Genomic DNA, 19,658 nt, shown 5'->3' with positions numbered 1-19,658 from the left:
ATGGGCATTCGCATCGACGAGATCGCCAAGCGGTTCAGCGACTATCCCGCGCTGGGCGGAGTAAGCCTCGGCATCGAGGACGGGGAGTTCGTCGCGCTGCTCGGGCCGTCGGGTTCGGGCAAGACGACCCTGCTGCGGATCCTCGCCGGACTCGAGGTGCCCGATGCGGGGCGGATCCGGTTCGGCCAAACCGACATGACCCGGGTGCGCGCGGCGAGGCGCGGGATCGGCTTCGTGTTCCAGCATTATGCGCTGTTCGGGCACATGACGGTGGCCGACAACATCGCATTCGGCCTGTCAGTCCTGCCCCGGAGTGAGCGTCCGGGGCGGGCGGCGATCCGCGAGCGGGTGGCCGAACTGCTCGAGCTGGTCCGCCTGCCCGGGCTCGAGCAGCGCTTCCCCGCGCAACTGTCGGGCGGGCAGCGGCAGCGGGTGGCTCTGGCCCGGGCGCTTGCCCGCCGGCCGCGCATCCTGCTGCTCGACGAGCCGTTCGGCGCGCTCGATGCCAAGGTTCGCCGCGAACTGCGCGGTGCGCTCCGCCAGATCCACGACGAGCTGAAGCTCACCAGTGTCTTCGTCACCCATGACCAGGAAGAGGCGTTCGCGCTCGCCGACCGGGTCGCGGTGCTCCACGAGGGTCGGCTCGAGCAGTTCGACCGGCCCGAGGCCATCGTCGCCAGTCCAGCCTCCCCCTTCGTGGCGGAGTTCGTCGCCGGGAGCTGACGCCGCGGCGTCAGGCGGTGAAGACGCCCTTGCGAACGGCGAAACGGTGCAGCAGCTGCGGCCAGTCCGCACCGGGCATCGCGGCGGGCAGGCGGGTCCCGAAGCCATGTCCGCCCTCGTCGAACAGGTTCAGCTCGGCGGGCCGGCGCGCGGCCAGCAGCGCATTGTAGAGCGCGATGCTGTTGGCCACCGGGACGAGTCCGTCATCGCCGGCATGGACCAGGAAGCTTGGCGGCGTGTCCCCAGTGACGCGGGTCTCCACCGAGGCGGCCTGTCGGAGGTCGGTGGCGGCATCCGGCCCGAGCAGATTGTCGCGCGACCCGCCATGGGTGAACGGCGCTGCCATGCTGACGACGGGGTAGACGAGGGCGGCGAGATCCGGCCGGGCCGAGAGGCGGTCGGCCGCATCGACCGGCGCGTAGGTCGGCTCGGAGAAACGGGTTGCGAGCGAGCCGGCGAGATGGCCGCCGGCGGAGAAACCCAGTACCGCGAGCCGCGACGGCGATACCTGCAGCGACGCTGAGCGCGAGCGGATCAGGCGCATTGCCCGTTGCGCGTCCTGCAGCGGAACGAGCTGGCGCTGCGACCAGCCTTCGGCCGGTAGCCGATAGAGGAGGATGAAGGCGGTAATGCCGCGCGCGTTGAGCCAGGCGGCCTGACTGGTGCCCTCATTGTCGTAGGACAGGAAGCCATAGCCGCCGCCGGGAATGACGAGCACGCCGGCGCCGGTCGGGCGAGCGGGACGGCGGACCACCAGCATGGGCTGAGAGATACCTTCGACCCAGCGATCGGGCGCGCCTTTGCCATGAGACTGATCGTCGACCTTGCGCGGCGGGTGGCGGTGGAGATCGCCGGGGATGACGTTGGGCCAGAGCGGCAGGACCTCGTCAGTCGGGAGTGTCTGACCCCAGGCCGGGCCCGTGGAACCAATGGCGCCGAGAATGGCGGCTCCCCGTAGCAGGTCGCGCCTGCTCGCATGATCCATCATCGATGTCACTCCTCACAACCACTCGGCTGGCCGGATTTCAATGCGTTCAAATATGAAAACGGCTTTCACATCCGTTGCTTAATGAGCCTTGCTCTGCTTAACCAGTCTTGTTCGCCGTGTCGCGTCGGCATCAGGCGAAATGCGGCGCTGGGACGTTGTCGGCGCTTCGGTTGAGGAGAATGATCGTGTCGGGCAGGACAGTGCAATCGACCGGCTGGATGGCGTTGGCTGTCAGCCTGGTGCTGGCCGGCCCTGCGCTCGCGCAGACGAAGGTCCCAGGCGACCCCTATGCGGATGATCCGGTCGGCATCGTCGCCGATCCCTGTCCCCAGCACCCGGCACCGAGCGGCGGCGGCTGGCAGATGTGGAACCTGCACATGCTGACTCGCGACTTCGGGCAGCTGTGCCGCTACGCCGCCCAGAATGCCACGCTCGGCGCGCAGAAGGTGCGGGTCGTCTTCATGGGCGACTCGATCACCGACAACTGGATCAATCTCGACAAGGGCTTCTTCGTCGACGGGTTGGTCGACCGCGGGATCAGCGGGCAGACCACCCCTCAGATGCTGGTCCGGTTCCATCGCGACGTGCTCGAACTGCATCCCGCGGCGGTCCACATCATGGCGGGAACCAACGACATCGCCGGCAATACCGGCGCAGCGACGATCGCGACGGTCGAGGGGAATATCGCCAGCATGGCCGAACTGGCCCGGGCGCACGGGATCAAGGTCATCCTCGCCTCCGTTCCGCCGGCCGCGGCCTTCCCGTGGAGCCCGGACAAACAGCCGGTGCCGCAGATCGCGGCCATCAACGCCTGGCTGAAATCCTACGCGCGCACGAACCGGTTCACCTACCTAGATTATTTTTCCGCGTTGGCCGGATCCGATCGCGGGATGCGACCGGGGCTCTCGAGCGACGGGGTCCATCCGACCGCGGCCGGCTACGCGATCATGGCGCCGCTCGCCCGCGCGGCGATCCGCCAGACTCTGGGCGGGCGCTGATGCACGAGGTCGACCGTCGGACCCTGCTCGCGGCTGGCGCGGCGCTGGCCGCCGCGCAGGCGGTTCGGGCCGCGAGCCCGATGGGGACCGCCGTCGGCCCTGTCCGGCCGGAATGGCCGTCGCTGGTCGATCATTATCGCTATCCCGACTGGTTCCGCGACGCGAAGCTCGGGTTGTGGGCGCACTGGGGTCCCCAGTCGGTCCCGGAGATGGGCGACTGGTACGGGCGCTTCATGTACCAGCAGGGCCACTATATGTACGACCATCACCGCCGGACCTACGGGCATCCGACGGTCGAGGGGATGAAGGACATCCAGAACCGCTGGAAGGCGGAGCGGTGGGACCCCGATGTGCTGATCGCGCGCTACGTCCGCGCCGGCGCGAAATACTTCGTCGCGCTGGCCTGCCACCACGACAATCTAGACTGCTATGACAGCCGCTATCACGCCTGGAACAGCCTCCGGGTCGGGCCGCGGCGCGACGTGGTCGGTACTTGGGAAAAGGCGGCGCGGCGCGCGGGACTGAAGTTTGGCGTGTCCAATCATGCGGCCCACAGCTGGCACTGGTACCAGACCGCCTACGGCTATGATCCGGTCGGCTCGCACAAGGGACAGCGCTACGACGCGTTCCGCCTGCGCAAGACCGACGGACATGGCCGCTGGTGGAACGGGCTAGATCCGCAGGAACTCTACAACGGCCCCTATGCCGTTGCGCCGCCGGGTCTCGCCAGCACCGAGGCGATGAACAAGTGGCACGACCAGCACGATGGGCAGTGGGTGGAAACCGCACCGCCCGGCGCACGCGGCCGCAGCTATGTCGCCAAATGGCTGCTCCGCCAAACCGATCTGATCGCGCGCTACAAGCCGGACCTCTGCTACTTCGACGATTACGAATTGCCGTTCGGACCCGTCGGGCTGGAGGCAGCCGCCGATTATTACAATCGCTCTATCCAGTGGCATGGCAAGATCGACGTGGTGCTGACGGCCAAGCAGCTCAAGCCGAACGAGCGGTTCGCACTTGTTCAGGACGTCGAGCGGGGTTTTACCGATCATCTGTGGGAAGAGCCATGGCAGACCGACACCTGCATTGGTGACTGGTTCTACAATCGCGGGCGGCTGACCGATCGAAGCTACAAGACCGCCGAAGAGGTCATGCAGCGGCTGGCCGATGTCGTGTCGAAGAACGGCAACCTGCTCCTGTCCATCCCGCTGCCGGGTCATGGCGCAATCGACAGCGAGGAGGAGAAAATCCTCGACGGCATGAGCGCGTGGGTGGCGGTGAACGGAGAGGCGATCTTCGGTTCGCGGCCATGGCGGCGGTTCGGGGAGGGGCCGACGACGCCCGCCGCGGGCATGCAGAACGAGGGCGCGGCCAAGCCATTCACGGCGCAGGACATCCGCTTCACCACCAACCGGGGGGCGCTCTACGCGCTGTTCCTGAAGTGGCCGTCGGGTGCGGCGACGATCATGTCGCTGGGGCGCGGGCAGGTGCCCGGGACGATCGAACGGGTGACGCTGCTTGGCGGCGGCCCGATCCCGCACCGGCAGGATGAAGCGGGGCTCCATCTCGACTTCCCGACGAACACTCGTGGCGGGTTCGTGCCGGCGGTACGGCTGGACGGGCGCGGACTGGCATGAGCAGCGTCGCCTCGACGTACGCCGGCCGGCGCGTGCTGCCATTCGTGCTGATTGTTGCGCTGTTTTTCTTGTGGGGGGTGGCGAATAACCTCAACGATGTCCTTATCGCCCATTTCAAGCGGCTGTTCACCCTCAGCGACTTCCAGGCGGGGCTGGTTCAGTCGGCCTTCTACCTCGGCTATTTCTGCCTCGCGATCCCCGCCGCCTTGTTCATGCGCGCCAACGGCTACCGCGCCGCGGTGCTGGTCGGGCTGCTGCTCTACGGCGCGGGCGCGCTGCTGTTCTGGCCGGCGGCGGGCGCGCAGAGCTATCCCTTCTTCCTGCTCGCCCTGTTCGTGATCGCCAGCGGGCTGGGCTTCCTCGAGACCTCGGCCAACCCCCTGATCGCCCGGCTCGGCGACCCCGAGCGGGCCTCGCAGCGGCTCAACCTCGCGCAGGCCTTCAACCCGCTCGGCTCGATCACCGGCGTTCTGATCGGGCGCAGCTTCATCCTGTCGGGCGCCCCCCCGACGGCGGAGCCGCTGGCCGCCACCCGCGCCAGCGAGGCGGCAGCGGTCCAGCTTCCCTATCTGGCGATCGCGCTCGCGGTGCTCGGCTGGGCGGTGCTGATCCGGCTGACGCCCTTTCCGGACGTCGCCACGCGCAGCGACGTGGACGAGGGCGTCGGCGCCTGGGCCGACTTCCGCTCGCTGCTGCGCGCCCCGCGGCTGCTCGCCGGGGTCGCCGCGCAATTCTTCTATGTCGGCGCGCAGGTCGGCGTCTGGAGCTTTCTCATCCGCTATTCGCAGCAGGCGGTCCCCGGCACCGCCGAGCGCACCGCCGCGGACTATCTCACCGCCTCGCTCGTCCTGTTCATGGTTGGCCGCTTCGCGGGAGCGGCGCTGATGAGCAGGGTCCGCCCCCTGCCGCTGCTGAGCGGCTTCGCCGGCGCGGCGGCGCTGTGCTGCCTGATGGCGGCGCTGGTCGGCGGCGGAGCCGGCATCGCCGCGCTGGTCGCCAGCAGCTTCCTCATGTCGGTCATGTACCCGACCATCTTCGCGGAGGCGGTCAGCGGCCTCGGCGCGCGGACCAAGTCGGCGGCCGCGCTGCTGGTCATGGCGATCGTCGGCGGGGCGGTGTTCCCGGCGATTATGGGGCTGGTGTCCGACGCGGCGGGCTCGATGATCCGGGCGATGGTCGTGCCAGCGCTCTGCTTTACGGTCGTGGCGCTGTTCGGCCTGCTGGCGGGAAGGCTTCGGCCATGATCGCGCTCCCGCGTCTCGGGATGGGCTGTGCCGGGATCGGCAATCTCTATCGAGCGGTTGCCGACGCGGTCGCAGAGGATACGGTCGCGGCGGCGCTCGAGGGCGGGATCGGCTATTTCGACGTGGCGCCGCACTACGGCTTCGGCATGGCCGAGGACCGTCTCGGCCGCGCGCTGGCGCTCCACAATCCCGACCAGCGGGCGATCGTCGCGACCAAGGTCGGCCGGCTGCTCGATCCGACGGACAGCCGGGCGGCCGAGCGGCACGGCTTCGTGGATGCGCCCGGGTTCGAACCGCGGTTCGACTATTCGCACGACGGCGTGCTCCGCAGCGTGGAGGAGAGCCGCCGCCGTCTCCGGCGCGAGCGGATCGACGTGCTGCTCGCCCACGACCTCGGAGCGCTGACCCACGGCGCCGATCACCAGCGCCAGCTGACGACCTTTCTCGACGGCGGCTATCGCGCCCTGTCGGACCTCAAGGCCGACGGGGCGGTCGGCGCGATCGGCATCGGCGTCAACGAGCTGGCGGTATGCCACGAACTGCTCGACCGCGTGCCGCTGGACGTCATCCTGCTCGCTGGCCGCTACACATTGCTGGAGCCGGACCGGGCGCTGCCGCTGCTCGACCGCTGTGCCGACACCGGCACGCGGGTCATCATCGGCGGCCCGTACAATAGCGGCATCCTCGTCGAGGGCAGTCGTTCCCGGACGGCGCATTTCGACTATGGCACGGCGCCGTTGCCGGTGGTCGCGGCGACCGGGCGGCTGGAGACCGTGGCGCGCGAGTTCGGGATCGCGCTCCCTGCCGCGGCGCTGCAGTTCCCGTTGCGCCATCCGCAGGTGGCGTCGGTCATCCCCGGGCTGGTCGGCCGAGCGCAGGTCGAGGCGACGCTGGACTATGAGGCGGCGGCGATCCCGGCCGACTTCTGGCGCGCCGCCGCGCTTGCCCTGTCCGCCGAGCCCGCGCTGTGAACGCCATCCTGCTCCACCCGGCCGACAACATCCTGGTCGCCATCGCGCCGATCGGCCCCGGCGAGCCGATCCTGCTGGACGGTGAAGCGGTCCCCGCGGCCGAGGCCATCGACGTCGGTCACAAGCTGGCGCGCCGCCCGCTGAGCGCCGGCGAGAAGGTCGTCAAATATGGCGTGTCGATCGGGTCCATGACGGTCGCCGCCGAGCGCGGCGCGCATGTTCACCTGCACAATATGAAGAGCGACTATATCGCGAGCCATGCGCGCGACACGCTCGAACGGAGCACGCATCCATGATCCCCGCCTGGCTTCGCGCGGACGGTCGCAAGGGCATCCGCAATGTCGTCGCGGTCGCCTATCTGGTCGAGTGCGCGCACCATGTCGCGCGTCGCATCGTCGACAAGGCCGACGACCTCGATGTCCACCTGATCGGATTCCCGGGCTGCTATCCCAACAGCTATGCCGACAAGGTGATGAAGGCGATCGCGACCCACCCGAATGTCGGTGGGCTGGTGATCGTCTCGCTCGGCTGCGAAAGCTTCAACCGCGAGTCCCTGGCCGCGACGGTGGCCGCGAGCGGCCGACCGGTCGAGACGCTCGTGATCCAGGAGGTCGGCGGCACCGCGGCGACGATCGCCGCCGGGCTGGAGGCGGTGCGGCGCGTCAAGGCCGCGGCCGACCTCGCGACCCGCGGAACGATGGACGTCGGCGAACTGGTGGTCGGCACCATCTGCGGCGGGTCCGACGGGACCAGCGGCATCTCCGCCAACCCGGCGGTCGGTCGCGCGTTCGACCGCCTCGTCGCCGAGGGCGCGACCTGCATCTTCGAGGAGACGGGCGAGCTCGTCGGCTGCGAGGCGGTGATGGCCGAGCGGGCGGTGACATCCGAGCTCGGGCAGGAGCTGATGGCGAGCGTCGCCAAGGCGGAGCGCTACTACACGATCATGGGCTTCGGCAGCTTCGCGCCCGGCAATGCCGAGGGCGGGCTGACGACCCAGGAGGAGAAGTCGATGGGCGCCTATTCCAAGTCCGGCAGCTCGCCCATCTCCGGCATCGTCAAGCCGGGCGACGTCCCCCCGCCAGGCGGACTCTACATGCTCGACGTCGTTCCCGACGGCGAGCCGCGCTTCGGCTTCCCCAACATCTCGGACAATGCGGAGATCGTCGAGCTGATGGCCTGCGGCGCGCATGTGAACCTGTTCACCACCGGCCGCGGGTCGGTGGTCGGCTCGGCGATCGCCCCCGTCATCAAGATCTTCGCCAATCCGGAGACCGCCCGGCGGCTGGCCGACGACATGGACGTCAACGCGGGCCGGATCCTCGAAGGTGCGGCGAGCATCGAGGAGGTCGGCGCCGAGATCTACGAGCGGACGCTGGCGGTCGCGAGCGGCGAGCGCAGCGCGTCGGAGGCGCTCGGGCATCAGGAATTCATCCTCACCTACAAGAGCTTCGAGCCGAGCGGTCCCGCCTGCATGCCGGCGAGATCCATGTCGTGAGCGGGCGGCTGGCCGGCAAGCGCGTCCTCATCACCGCGGCGGGGCAGGGGATCGGTCGTGCCAGCGCCGAGCTGTTCATCGCCGAAGGTGCGCAGCTGTTCGCCACCGACGTCGATGCGGCCAAGCTGGTTGGGCTCGACTGCACCACCATGAAACTCGATGTCCGCGATGCACGGGCGATCGCCGCCATGCCCGAGCGGACCGGGCCGGTCGACGTGCTGCTGAACTGCGCCGGCTTCGTTCACCACGGCAGCCTGCTCGACTGCGACGAGGATAGCTGGGCGCTGTCGAACGAACTCAACGTCACCGCGATGTACCGGACGATCCGCGCCTATCTCCCCGCCATGCTGGCGGCGGGCGGGGGCAGCATCGTCAACGTCGCGTCGATCGCCAGCTCGATCAAGGGCATTCCCAACCGCTTCGCCTACGGCACGACCAAGGCGGCGGTGATCGGGCTGACCAAATCGGTCGCGGCCGACTTCGTCGCGCAGGGCATCCGCTGCAATGCGATCTGCCCGGGCACGGTGGACTCGCCGTCGCTGCAGCAGCGGCTGCACGACACCGGCGACTATGCGCATGCCCGCCGTGATTTCGAGGCACGCCAGCCGATGAACCGGCTCGGCCGACCCGCGGAGGTGGCGGCGCTCGCGCTTTATCTCGCAAGCGACGAGTCGAGCTTCACGACCGGACAGACCCACATCGTGGATGGCGGCTGGATCAACTAAGGACGAGACATGAAACTGGTACGCCATGGAGAAGCGGGTCGCGAGCGCCCGGGCTTGATCGACGCCGCGGGCGTGCTGCGCGACCTGTCGGGCGTGATCCCGGACGTCACGGGGGCGACGCTCGCGCCGGCGACGCTGGAGCGGCTGGCCGCGCTGGATTCGCAGACGCTGCCGGCGGTCGACGGTTCGCCGCGGCTGGGGCCGTGCGTAGGGCAGGTCGGCAAGTTCCTCTGCATCGGCCTCAACTATTCTGACCATGCGGCCGAGACCGGGGCCAGCGTTCCGCCCGAACCTGTGCTGTTCACCAAGGCGACGAGCGCGATCATCGGACCGAACGACACGGTCCGCATCCCGCGCGGCTCGACCAAGACCGACTGGGAGGTCGAGCTCGGCATCGTGATCGGCACCGCCGCGAAATATGTTTCGGAAGACGAGGCGCCGCAGCACATCGCCGGATACTGCCTCATCAACGATGTGTCCGAACGCGCGTATCAGCTCGAGCGGCATGGCACCTGGGACAAGGGCAAGGGCTGCGACACGTTCGGGCCGGTCGGACCCTGGCTGGTGACCGCCGACGAGGTTGGCGATCCCACCGCGCTCGCCATGTGGCTGGCGGTGAACGGTCGTCGCTTCCAGGACGGCTCGACCGCGACGATGGTCTACAAGCCGGCGTTCCTCGTCAGCTACCTGAGCCAGTTCATGACCCTTCACCCGGGCGACCTCATTTCGACCGGGACGCCGCCCGGCGTCGGCATGGGGCAGAAGCCCCCGGTCTACCTGAAGGCAGGCGACGTGATGACGCTCGGCATCGAGAAGCTGGGCGAACAGCGCCAGCAGGTCGTTGCCGATTGATGGGCGAACCCGGGCGCCGGCTGTTGCTGCTCGATCTCAAGGACGACGCGGCGCTGATCGCCGCCTACGAGCGCTGGCATGAACCGGGGGCGGTGCCGGCCGCCGTCGTCCGCAGCATCCGCGCGGCCGGGATCGTCGGCATGGAGATCTTCCGTTGCGGAACCCGGCTGGCGATGATCGTGGAAACGAGCCCCGCCTTCGATCCCGCCGCGAAGGCGGCCGCCGACCTTGACGACCCGGATGTCGTCGCCTGGGAGCGGCTGATGGACGGGTTCCAGCAGGCGCTGCCGTGGAGCGAACCCGGGACCAAGTGGATCGAAGCTCGCCGCATCTTCTCCCTCGACGAGCAGCCCTGAGCGCGGCCGGCACATAAAAAAGTCCCCGGCCGGGACCGGCTGGCCGGTACCCGGACGGGGACAGTGAGGGGCTCGTGAGGGGGCGGCCGATCGACGGGCGCTAGTTGCGGAGGCGGAGGGTGACCCCGAAGCGCCGATCGTTAAGCTCGAAGTTGCGCGGGTTCTGCGGATAATATTGATAGCTGTCGTAGCGTTCCTTGGTGAGGTTCGTCGCGTCGACGGTGATCGAGGCCTTGGGCGTGACGTTGTAGGTCAGCGAGGCATCGAGCTGGCCGTAGGCATGGTTGTAGATCGGGATGCCGCCGGTGCCGTTGCCGGCCGAATCCGCGAGGTAGCTGCTGCGCCAGTTGTAGGCGACGCGGGCGCTGATCCCGAACTTCTCGTAAAGCCCGACGATGTTGTAGCTCCACTTGGACAGGCCCTGCAGCTGCGTCGGGACCTGCTGGCCGTTCGCCAGCGTGCCGGTTGCACCCGGGGCGCTGCTGTCGACATAGGTGACGTTGGCCTGCGCCCCGAGCCCGGAGAGGGCGCCGGGCAGGAAGTCGAAGAAGGTGTTTCCGCCGAGCTCCGCGCCTTTGACCGTGCCGCGGGTTCCGTTGGCGTAGCCGCTGTACAGGAAGGTCTGGGTGCCGTTGCCGGGCACGTCGACCTGCTGGTTGGACGTTACGCCCTGGATGAAGTTCTTGAGCTTCTTGTAGAACAGCGTGCCGTACAGGAAGGTAGAGCGCGAGGCGTTCCATTCCAGCGCAAGGTCGGTCTGGTCGACGGTGAGCGGCTTCAGATAGGGGTTGCCGCCGCCACCGGTGTTGGTGCCGCTCGGGACATAGCCGGTGACGACCGTTCCGTTCAGCACCTGGTTGTAGCCGATCGACAGCGTGCGATTGGCGTTCAGCTGGTAGAACTCGGGTCGCGCCAGCCCCTTGGAGGCGGCGGCGCGAAGCTGCAGTTGCGGCGTGAGATGCGCCCGCAAATTGATGCTCGGAAGCAGCTTCGTATAGGACTGCGAGGCCGAATAGGGCTGGTCGACGGTGACCTGGCTAGTGGTGGGCAGCAGGTCCGGGCGATAGTTGAGCCGGGTCGAGCCGGTCGCATTGTTGTCCGTCTTGACGACCCGCACGGCGATGTTGCCGTCGATCGGCACCGCCGCGTCGAACTTGAAGTAGGCGGCGAGATAGCCCGCGTAGGTCTTCTCGCGCTGCGTGTTGATGTCGAGCGGACCGAAGGTGGTGATCGCCCGCCCACCGATGGTCTGGAACGCGGCCGCCGGATCGTCGAACAGATGGGCCGAGGCGTAGGGCACGGGACCGATGATGTCCGCCCCGGCGCCCCCGAACAGCGCACCGTAGGGCGCGGGAACGCCCTGCGAGATCGGGTTGGCGAGGTTAAGCGGGCTGCCGTCGGCGTTGGTCGGGGTCGCGCTAGTCCAGTTGTAGGGCGTGCTGCGGTTGATCGCCTCGCGGTCGGTGTAGCGAAGGCCGCCCTGGATCGAGGTCAGGATGCCGTCGAAGTCCCACTGGAGGTCGAGACGCGCGGCCTTTTGGGTCGCCACGCTGTCCTCCAGATGGTCCATGATCGCGGTGAAGCGATAGGCCACGAGGTCGTAGATGGAAGCGCCGCCGGGTGGGGCCTGGAAGGTGATCGAGGGGAGGCCGCCGCTGAGGTCGACATTGTAGCCGGCGAGATCCTTCTGGGTGAAGGCGGTGTAGCTCTGGGTCTGCGCGGTTGCCCGCTCGTACTGGAGATCGAGGTCGGCGTGCAGGCGCTGGGTCGGCTGCCACTTGACGCCGCCGGCCCAGTCGGTGGTCACCGTCTTGGAGAAGGCCACCTGCGTATTGTCTAGCACGTTGAGCGCAGTGTTGACGTAGGGCGGCGCCGAATAGGCGGGAACGAAGCCGTTGTAGCCGCCCGACACGAACGTCCCGTCCGGGGCGAAGCTGAAGCCGCTGCTGTTCGGCTGCATGTAGTTCAGATAGTCGCTGCTCGTGCTGTTGGTGACGAAGCTCGAGTAGTTGGGAGTATAGATCTTGTAGCGGGACTGGAAGAAGGTCCCGTAGAAGTGAAGATTGCTGGCAGGATCCCACTGCGCCGCCGCGTAGAGCCCGCGCCGCTTGCGCTTGCCCTCGGTGACCTGGATGCCGGCACCGTCCGGAAGGTAGAGCGTCTCGCCGACATGGCCGGGGATGGTGGTCGACGGGACATAGGGCTCGATGGTTGCCTGGTCGCGGCGGAAGGCAGCGTCGTAGTACGACAGGTCGACGAGCAGGCCGAAGTCGCCGATCGAGGTGTTGTTCCAGATCTTGCTGAGAAGGAGCGAGCCGTTTGGACGGGTCTTCTTCGACAGGTCGAAATAGTTGGCGCCGATGCTTGCCGCGACGAGGAAACCCTTTTGGTCGAAGGGCATGCGCGTGCGCAGGTTGACGAGGCCGCCGATGCCGCCCTCAATCTCCTTGGCGGACGGATCCTTGTAGACGTCGACCCCGGCGAGCAGCTCCGACGGCACGTCCTCAAAGCCGAGCGCGCGCCCGCCGCTGCCGCCGAACACGTCGCGGCCGTTCAGCTCCGTCTTGACCTGGGTCAGGCCGCGGATGGCGATGCCGGAGCCTTCGCCATAGTTGCGGCTGATCTGCACGCCCGAGATTCGCTGCAGTGCCTCGGCGACGTTGCGGTCGGGCAGCTTGCCGATGTCGGTCGCGGTGATCGAGTCGACGAACTGGTCCGAGTTGTACTTGAGCGCCTGCGCGGTCTCGACGCTGTGGCGGAGACCGGTGACGACGATCTCGCCGCCCGCGTCGGCCGGCGCGACCGCAGCCGCCTGGTTGGTGGAGTCGCGGGGTACCGAGCCGTTCTCGGGCGTCGGCGTGGCGGTGGGGTCGGTGGTCGACTTGGGCGGCGTGTCGCCCTGGTTGGCGTCGGCCTGAGCCTGCGGGTCGGGCTGGGCTTGCTGCGCAAGCGCGGCAACGGGCGCGCCGACCGCGGCGAGCGCGAGCACCGACGCGCTGACCAGCAGCGACCTGCCGAGACCTTCCCCGTGAACGCCGAACCATGCCGTCATGCCTACTCTCCCGGAACGCTGCGCCCGTGACCTTGGGCGGATGATTGATGGTGCGGGAGCCGGGCGCGGCCGTGCCCGGATTATCCTCGCCTGGCGCAGCCTCCCTTCGCGTCCACCGAGCCGGTGCCGGGGAGGTCTGACGAACGCGATTGCTAATCGCGGCACGAAAACCGGTCAATGAGAATGTTCAATAGTGAGTAACAATTTTAGATATGAAGCAACTCAGGGCTCCACCCGGAAGCTTGTCGTGCTAGGGGATAGCGGTGTCCGGTCCCGCGTCCTTCGACCCTGTTCGTTCCATCCTGATCGTCGGTGGCGGCACTGCCGGCTGGATCGCGGCGGCCATGCTTGCCCGCAGCCTGCCCCGCGACCGGGTTCGCATCACGCTGCTGGAGTCGGAGGAGATTGGGACCGTCGGGGTGGGCGAGGCGACCATCCCGCCGATCCGCGAACTGAACGCGATGCTCGGGATCGACGAGGATGCGTTCGTCCGGGCGACCCAGGCGAGCTTCAAGCTCGGCATCGCGTTCGAGGACTGGCACTCGGTCGGCGAGCGCTACTTCCATCCGTTCGGGCGGTTCGGAGCCTCGCTCGGCACGCTGCCGTTCCAGAGCTACTGGCACGAGCTGAGTCGCCGCGACGCGGACCGGGCTGGACCGCTGCTCGCCTACAGCCTGCCTGGCATGGCCGCCGCCGCGGGGCGGTTCTGCCGACCAAGCCCCGACCCGCGAAATGCGCTGTCGAACATCAGCTATGCCTTCCATTTCGACGCCAGCCTCTACGCCCGCTTCCTGCGGAGCGTGGCGGAGGGTGGTGGAGTGGAGCGCGTCGAAGGTCGCGCAGTGGCGACCCGGATGACCGCCGACGGGGCCATCGAGGCCGTCGTGCTGAGCGACGGGCGGACGCTTGACGCCGACTTCTTCATCGACGCCTCGGGTTTCCGCGGCCTGCTGATCGAGGAGGCGCTGAAGACCGGCTACGAGGACTGGCGGCACTGGCTTCCGTGCGACAGCGCGATCGCCCTGCCGACCAGCGCGCACGAGCCGCCACGCCCCTACACGCGGTCGATTGCCGGGCCGGCCGGCTGGCAGTGGCGGATCCCATTGCAGCACCGGACAGGCAACGGGCATGTCTTCTGCAGCGCCTTCCTTTCGGCAGACGAGGCGGAGGCGCAGCTGCGGTCATCGGTGGCGGGGCGACCGCTCGCCGAAGCGAAGCGGCTCCGCTTCACCACCGGGCGTCGGCGGGTGGCCTGGAACCGCAACGTGCTGGCCGTCGGTCTGGCGGCGGGGTTCCTCGAACCGCTGGAGTCCACCAGCATCCATCTCGTCCAGTCGGCGATCACGCGGCTGCTGGCGCTGTTCCCCGATCGCGGCTTCGCGCCCGCCGACCTGGCCTATTACAACCACGCGACCGCGCGCGAATATGAGCGCATCCGCGACTTCTTGGTGCTTCACTATCACGCGACCGAGCGGCGCGACTCTGCCTTCTGGGAACATTGCCGGGCGATGGCGATCCCCGACACGCTGCGCGAGCGGCTCGACCTCTATCGCAGCCGCGGACGTTTCTTCCCCGCCGAGTTCGACCTGTTTCTCGAGCCGAGCTGGGTGGCGGTGATGGAAGGGCAGGGAGTCCGACCCGCGGCCCCGGACCCGCTGGCGGCGGTCCATGCCGAGCGCCTGGCCGAACTGCTGCCGCGGATCCGCGGGACCATCGCCGCCGCGGTGACGGCGATGCCGCCCCACGAGCGCTTCATCGCCGAGCATTGCCGCGCGCCGGCGGCCGCCTAGCGGTAGCTGCCCATCACCACCTTCAGCCACACCGGCCGGTCGACGAGGTTGATGCCATAGTCGGTCTGGTCGCCGTTCCACAGCCGGTCGACCACCCATTTGCCGGCCGCGAAATGGCCTTCCTCGACGCGCACCACCATGCCGTGGGCAGGACCGCCCGGGCGGGTGCCAAAGTCCAGCCGGACATGGTCGCCGGTCAGCAGGAACTCGTTGGGGGAAAGCTGGGCAACGACCGCGCCGCCAACCGGCTGCTTGTCCCACGGCGGCGGTTCGGACTTGATCCAGGTGTCGGTGCGATGACCGAACTGCCACTCACCGTAGCTCGCCTTGATCGTCCAGTCGCCCATAGTGGTCGACTGCGGCTGACCGTCATCGGGCTTTGCGACGCCCCAAGTTGGACGCTCGAAGGCGATCCGGGCCCAGTCGCGGTTCGCCTTGGCGAACAGGCGGTACTTCTGCGCGAACGCGTTCAGCGTCTCGACGTCGAGCTGCTTGGCGCCGAGCGGATAGTTGGAATAGCCGGTGTCATCCATGCCGAACGGACTGAAGCCGATCGCCCCGCGCCCGACGGCGGCGTAGAAGTAGCGCGCATATTCGAGCGCGTTCCCCATCTCCGGCACGGCAAGCGCATTGTCGGGGCGGGCGTAAGCGTCGAGATAGGCCGTCACGTCCGCGTTCTTGCGGTCGTAGATGTCGGGCGCCGCATAATCGATCGCGGGCGCCGCGGCCTTCCAGATGTCGATGACGTCTTGCTGCGGGCCGCCGCTCGCGACCGCGGTCGGAGCGGGGATCTTGAAGGGGTCGCCAAGCGAGGCGTTGACGTACATCGGCAACGGCTTCACCGCCTTGCCCGCGGCGGCGATCTCGCCGACGTAGCGGGCGGTGTACCAGGTGTTGAAGGCGCGGTCGGCCTGCTCGCCGAACAGCTGGGTCCAGGTTCCCGGTTGCTTGTGCAGCGCGCGCGCCAGCGCCGCGGGTACCGGGCCGCGGAACAGCCGGTCGGCTTCCGCCGAATAGTCGCGCGGGCTGCCGTAGCTGCCGGTCTCGTTCTCAACCTGGACGAGGATGACCCGGTGGTCCGAGTCGTGATCGCGCAGATATTCGATCAGCCGGACGAAGGCGCGCTTGTCGGCCTCCAGCGTCGAGCGGGCGAGCGGCGTATGGACATAATGGTCCTTGCCGTCCTTGGTCTTCATGCGCGGAAAGCGGCGGTTGTCGAGCTTGACCCAGTCGGGCGTGTAGCCGGGCGAGGTGTTCTTCCAGGTCCCGAACCAGAGGAGGACAAGCCGCTTGTCGTGGGTGCGCGAACCGTCGAGCAGCGTCTGCACGAAGGAGAAGTCGAACCGGCCCTCGACCGGCTCGACCTGCTGCCAGGCGACCGGCACCTCGACCGTGTTGGCGCCGATCCGGTCGAGCATCGGCCACACCTCGGGGAGGGCGGCCGGGTAGTTGCTGCTGTTGTTGACCTGCGCCCCGAGCATCAGGAAGGGCGCGCCGTCGACGATCAGCGCGTGCTTGCCGCCGCGGCTCTCGAGATGCGGGATGGCGGCGGACTGGGCGAATGCCGCAGCCGGCAGCGCGAGGGCCAGCAGCGCCAGCGCGCCGAGGGAATAACGCAACCGCAGTTCCTTTCCTGTGCGATGCCACGCCGGGCCGCCGAACTTCTTGTCGGCCGGGCACGAGCCGCTTGTCGAGCCCCACTCTCATGCACGCGACCATCCACCTTGTTCAAGTATGGTCGTGGCATTTACTCCTGAAATCCTGTTAGCACTTCGCAGCCCTGCTCTGCGGAGCTAAAGCGAACCGGACGAACAGGGAGGAACGACGATCGCCATGGAGGAGCCACCGAAGTATCGCGCGCCGGCGCTGCAGAAGGGGCTCGCCATCCTCGAGACGCTCGCTCATTCCCAGGAGCCGATGAGCATGTCCGACATTTCGTCGGCGCTGTCGCGGTCGCGCAACGAGATCTTCCGCATGCTCCAGGTGCTCGAGGACATGCACTATATCACCAAGGACACGGCGGGGGGCTACACGCTGACCAACCGGCTTTTCGCGCTGGGGATGCAGCAGCCGCCGGTGCGCGACCTGCTCGACCATGCGCTGCCGCACATGCATCGCCTGTCCGAGGCGCTCGACCAGTCGTGTCACCTCGGCGTGGCATCGGGCAGCGAGATGGTGGTAATCGCGCGGGTCGAAGCGCCGGGCATGCTCGGCTTCGCGGTGCGCGTCGGCTATCGCCGGCCGCTGCACCTGTCGGCGTCGGGGCAGGTGATCGCCGCCTTCCAGCCGGAGCCGGTGCTCGAGCAGATGGTCGGCGACATGAAGCGGGCGGGCGAGACGGTCGGGCGCAAGCCGCTCGAGAAGCTGCTCGCCCCGATCCGCGCGCAAGGCCATCTGGTGCGTGAAAGCGAGGTGGTGAACGCGGTGGTCGACCTGTCGGCGCCGATCCTCGTCCACGACTTCGCGGTGGCCGCGCTGACGGTGCCGTTCATGCGCGGCGCGGGGGTGAAGATCGACGAGGCGGCGGCGACCGACCTGCTGTGCCGGACGGCCGAGACGATCAGCCACGAGCTGGAAGGGACGCGGATCGCCTAGCGGGCGTCGCCGTAGAGGATGCCACGGCCGTCCGTGCCGACATAGACCCGCCCGAAGCGGCGGGGATCGCCGATGATGAAGCGGAAGCGGGAGCCCCAGCGGTGGCGCTCGTCGCTGATCCGTGCCCAGCGGGTGCCGCCGTCGAGCGAGCGCCAAAGCGCCGATGAGGGGCCGGTCCCGGCGATGGCGTAGAGCGCGGGCCAGAACGCGCCGGGGGCTGCCTTGCCGAGCCCGAACTGGGTCGGCCGGAGCGGGCCCGGAGCGCGGGTCCAGTGCTCGCCATAGTCGGTCGAGCGGTAGAGCGCGCGATCGACCAGCAGCCAGAGCGAGCCGGCGCGGCCCGGCACCGCGACCAGCGGGTTCTGCGCCTCGCGCGACGGCGGCGCCGCGCTTCCCAGGTCGGCGGGGAGGCCGCGGGCGGCGACGGGGTGGAAGTGCGCGCCGCCGTCATCGCTGCGGACCAACCCCGAGCGGGCGGCGTCGACGGCGTAGAAGTGGGCGGGATCGACCTTGTCGGCGGTGACCCGGGTGCGCACCGGGAGCCCGGCGACCGCCTGCCAGTGGTCGCCGCGGTCGCGGGTCAGCAGCGGCATGACCGTCGCGGCGAGGAAGGTCCGGCCGTCTGCGGAGACGACGATCGGCGCGTCACCGGTGCGGACGGGCGAGGGACCCGGGAACGGAGTCGGCGACGAGATCGCGGGCGGGGTCAGCGGCTGCCAGCTCTCCCCGCCGTCGGCGGACCAGGCGAGCGTCGGTCCATCGACGATCCGCTCGTGCGTGCTCCCGCTCCGCACCATAATCGCCGGGGCGAGACCGGCATAATCGAGGTTGTTCGTGTTGCTGAGGAACGGGTCGCGGTGGAGGTGGGCGGGGGAGGACGACAGGTCGGCGTGGCGGAAGCCGGCAATGTCGCCGAAGCCGGATACCAAGGGCGCACCGCCGGTCGGGCTAATCGCGGTAATGATCGCCGTCTGCTCGATCCCCTCGGTCCAGGGCTGCCAGCGCATCGGACCCGCCGCCGCAAAGCCGCTCGTCGCGTAGAGGGTCGCGCCGGTCACGTAGGCGGCGTGGGTGTCGTCGAACGGGTCGATCGCGAGCCCGGCGATCCAATGCCCGAAATTGGCCTCGCTTCCGTCCAGCTTGAGGAAGGGGGTCGCCGAGACGTCGCGGCTGCTGCGCCGCCACAGCTCGTCCCAGTGGGCGCCGGCGTCGGTCGAGCGCCAGACGGTGTCGACCGGGTGGTAGCGGTCGACCGTGCTCACTGCGATGATCCGCGGGTCGCGCGCCGATACCGCCACGCCCATGTACCCGCCGGCGGGCGCGTCGGGGCTCCGGTCGGGGGTGACGTCGGTCCAGCGGCCGCGCTCGAGATCGTGGCGCCAGACCGCGCCGCGGGTGATCCCGTTGGGACCGATGCCATTCGCATAGGTGATCGTCAGCACCCCGTCGCGGCCGATCACCGCCTTGACCGGGAGCAGGTCCGCCGCGGGTCCGCCGGGAACCGCGCGCCAGTGCCGTCCGCCGTCGTCCGAGCGGAACAGGCTGGGCGAGCCGCCGTCGGCGCTGCCGACCACCACCCGGCCAGGACGGGCGGGATCGAACAGGACGAAGCTCAGCCCGCCGTGAGTCTGCCGGCGCGCGGTCGGCAGGCCGAGACCGGGCCGCGGGAAGCTGGTGACCCTGGCCCAGTGCGCCGCGCCGTCGTCGCTTCGCCACAGGCCCTGGTGGCGCGAGCCGAAGAAGAGGGTCGAACGGTGGTAGGGATCGATCGCCAGCCGCTCGCCAAGGCCGCGCCCGTCCTCGTTGCCGCCCATGGCGAAGGGGACCGGCGTGATCCGCCAGTGGGTGCCGCGGTCGGCCGAGCGGAAGATCGCCGCCTTCATCCGCGCGCCCATGCCGGCCGCCAGGTAGACGAGGTCGGGGTCGAGCGGGTCGGGCGCGATGCTCTCGACACCCATGTAGCTCGGCTCCGCGACCGAATCCTCGAGCGGGATCCAGCGTCCGTCCCGCGCGCTCCAACGATAGGCGCCGCCCATGTCGGTGCGGAGATAGGCAAGGCCGCGCTCGGCGGTGCTGAAGACGATCCCCGGCGCGAACCCGCCGCCGCCGACCCGCACGCTGCGCCAATCGTAGGGAACCGAGGCAGCGCCGCTCGCCGATGCGCCAGCCGGGCCGGCGACGGCGCTGAACAGGAGCAGGGCGGCGGCAAGGTGCAGACGCCTGCACACCACC

16 protein-coding genes are annotated in these 19,658 nt (G+C 68.9%); 12 read left to right on the top strand and 4 right to left on the bottom strand.

Going from position 1 to position 19,658, the window contains the following annotated elements; genetic code table 11:
• A complete protein-coding gene (locus tag HMF7854_RS12320; RefSeq protein WP_126719361.1) occupies positions 1-723 on the top strand; it encodes a sulfate/molybdate ABC transporter ATP-binding protein in 723 nt (240 codons plus the stop codon).
• 10 nt (positions 724-733) lie between these two features.
• Here HMF7854_RS12320 and HMF7854_RS12315 read toward each other — a convergent pair whose 3' ends face one another.
• A complete protein-coding gene (locus HMF7854_RS12315) occupies positions 734-1,711 on the bottom strand; it encodes an alpha/beta hydrolase (protein WP_126719360.1) in 978 nt (325 codons plus the stop codon).
• Positions 1,712-1,929: 218 nt separating this feature from the next.
• Between HMF7854_RS12315 and HMF7854_RS12310 the strand changes: the two genes are divergently transcribed.
• The 9 genes from HMF7854_RS12310 to HMF7854_RS12275 are packed head-to-tail and all read left to right on the top strand — an operon-like array spanning position 1,930 to position 9,989.
• Positions 1,930-2,709: an SGNH/GDSL hydrolase family protein gene (locus HMF7854_RS12310; protein ID WP_126720209.1), complete on the top strand. Its 780-nt coding sequence runs from the start codon at positions 1,930-1,932 to the stop codon at positions 2,707-2,709.
• On the top strand, positions 2,709-4,346 hold the full coding sequence (locus tag HMF7854_RS12305) for an alpha-L-fucosidase (protein WP_126719359.1): 1,638 nt from the start codon (positions 2,709-2,711) through the stop codon (positions 4,344-4,346). Before HMF7854_RS12310 ends, HMF7854_RS12305 begins: the two co-directional genes overlap by 1 nt.
• On the top strand, positions 4,343-5,590 hold the full coding sequence (fucP, locus tag HMF7854_RS12300; RefSeq protein WP_126719358.1) for an L-fucose:H+ symporter permease: 1,248 nt from the start codon (positions 4,343-4,345) through the stop codon (positions 5,588-5,590). The genes HMF7854_RS12305 and fucP overlap by 4 nt, the downstream gene beginning before the upstream one ends.
• A complete protein-coding gene (locus HMF7854_RS12295; protein WP_126719357.1) occupies positions 5,587-6,561 on the top strand; it encodes an aldo/keto reductase in 975 nt (324 codons plus the stop codon). The genes fucP and HMF7854_RS12295 overlap by 4 nt, the downstream gene beginning before the upstream one ends.
• Positions 6,558-6,857, top strand: coding sequence for a UxaA family hydrolase (locus HMF7854_RS12290; RefSeq protein ID WP_126719356.1), 300 nt, complete (start codon positions 6,558-6,560; stop codon positions 6,855-6,857). The genes HMF7854_RS12295 and HMF7854_RS12290 overlap by 4 nt, the downstream gene beginning before the upstream one ends.
• On the top strand, positions 6,854-8,056 hold the full coding sequence (locus HMF7854_RS16115; protein WP_239016972.1) for a UxaA family hydrolase: 1,203 nt from the start codon (positions 6,854-6,856) through the stop codon (positions 8,054-8,056). Before HMF7854_RS12290 ends, HMF7854_RS16115 begins: the two co-directional genes overlap by 4 nt.
• Entirely contained in the window at positions 8,053-8,781 is a 729-nt protein-coding gene (locus HMF7854_RS16110; protein ID WP_239016971.1) for an SDR family oxidoreductase, read from the top strand. Before HMF7854_RS16115 ends, HMF7854_RS16110 begins: the two co-directional genes overlap by 4 nt.
• 9 nt (positions 8,782-8,790) lie before the next feature.
• Positions 8,791-9,633 (top strand): fumarylacetoacetate hydrolase family protein, encoded by an 843-nt coding sequence (locus HMF7854_RS12280; RefSeq protein WP_126719355.1) that lies wholly within the window; start codon positions 8,791-8,793, stop codon positions 9,631-9,633.
• Positions 9,633-9,989, top strand: a complete 357-nt coding sequence (locus HMF7854_RS12275) for an L-rhamnose mutarotase (RefSeq protein ID WP_126719354.1) — start codon at positions 9,633-9,635, stop codon at positions 9,987-9,989. The genes HMF7854_RS12280 and HMF7854_RS12275 overlap by 1 nt, the downstream gene beginning before the upstream one ends.
• A 100-nt stretch (positions 9,990-10,089) precedes the next feature.
• On the opposite strand, the gene HMF7854_RS12270 is transcribed toward HMF7854_RS12275, so the two are convergent.
• The gene (locus HMF7854_RS12270; RefSeq protein ID WP_126719353.1) at positions 10,090-13,041 is read right to left on the bottom strand and encodes a TonB-dependent receptor; all 2,952 of its coding nucleotides are present in this window, start codon (positions 13,039-13,041) and stop codon (positions 10,090-10,092) included.
• Positions 13,042-13,304: 263 nt separating this feature from the next.
• Here HMF7854_RS12270 and HMF7854_RS12265 point away from each other — a divergent pair, with 263 nt between their 5' ends.
• Positions 13,305-14,831 (top strand): tryptophan halogenase family protein, encoded by a 1,527-nt coding sequence (locus tag HMF7854_RS12265; protein ID WP_239016970.1) that lies wholly within the window; start codon positions 13,305-13,307, stop codon positions 14,829-14,831.
• Here the strand turns inward: HMF7854_RS12265 and HMF7854_RS12260 are convergent.
• Positions 14,828-16,450 (bottom strand): DUF5597 domain-containing protein, encoded by a 1,623-nt coding sequence (locus HMF7854_RS12260; protein ID WP_420822364.1) that lies wholly within the window; start codon positions 16,448-16,450, stop codon positions 14,828-14,830. The genes HMF7854_RS12265 and HMF7854_RS12260 overlap by 4 nt on opposite strands.
• A gap of 214 nt (positions 16,451-16,664) precedes the next feature.
• Between HMF7854_RS12260 and HMF7854_RS12255 the strand changes: the two genes are divergently transcribed.
• Positions 16,665-17,426, top strand: a complete 762-nt coding sequence (locus tag HMF7854_RS12255) for an IclR family transcriptional regulator (protein WP_126719352.1) — start codon at positions 16,665-16,667, stop codon at positions 17,424-17,426.
• Here HMF7854_RS12255 and HMF7854_RS12250 read toward each other — a convergent pair.
• On the bottom strand, positions 17,423-19,654 hold the full coding sequence (locus tag HMF7854_RS12250; RefSeq protein ID WP_239016969.1) for a WD40/YVTN/BNR-like repeat-containing protein: 2,232 nt from the start codon (positions 19,652-19,654) through the stop codon (positions 17,423-17,425). The genes HMF7854_RS12255 and HMF7854_RS12250 overlap by 4 nt on opposite strands.
• Between the last annotated feature and the right edge of the window lie 4 nt (positions 19,655-19,658).

It is taken from the genome of Sphingomonas ginkgonis (assembly GCF_003970925.1).
GTDB lineage: Bacteria > Pseudomonadota > Alphaproteobacteria > Sphingomonadales > Sphingomonadaceae > Sphingomicrobium > Sphingomicrobium ginkgonis.
This window is presented reverse-complemented; position numbering and strand designations above follow the sequence as displayed.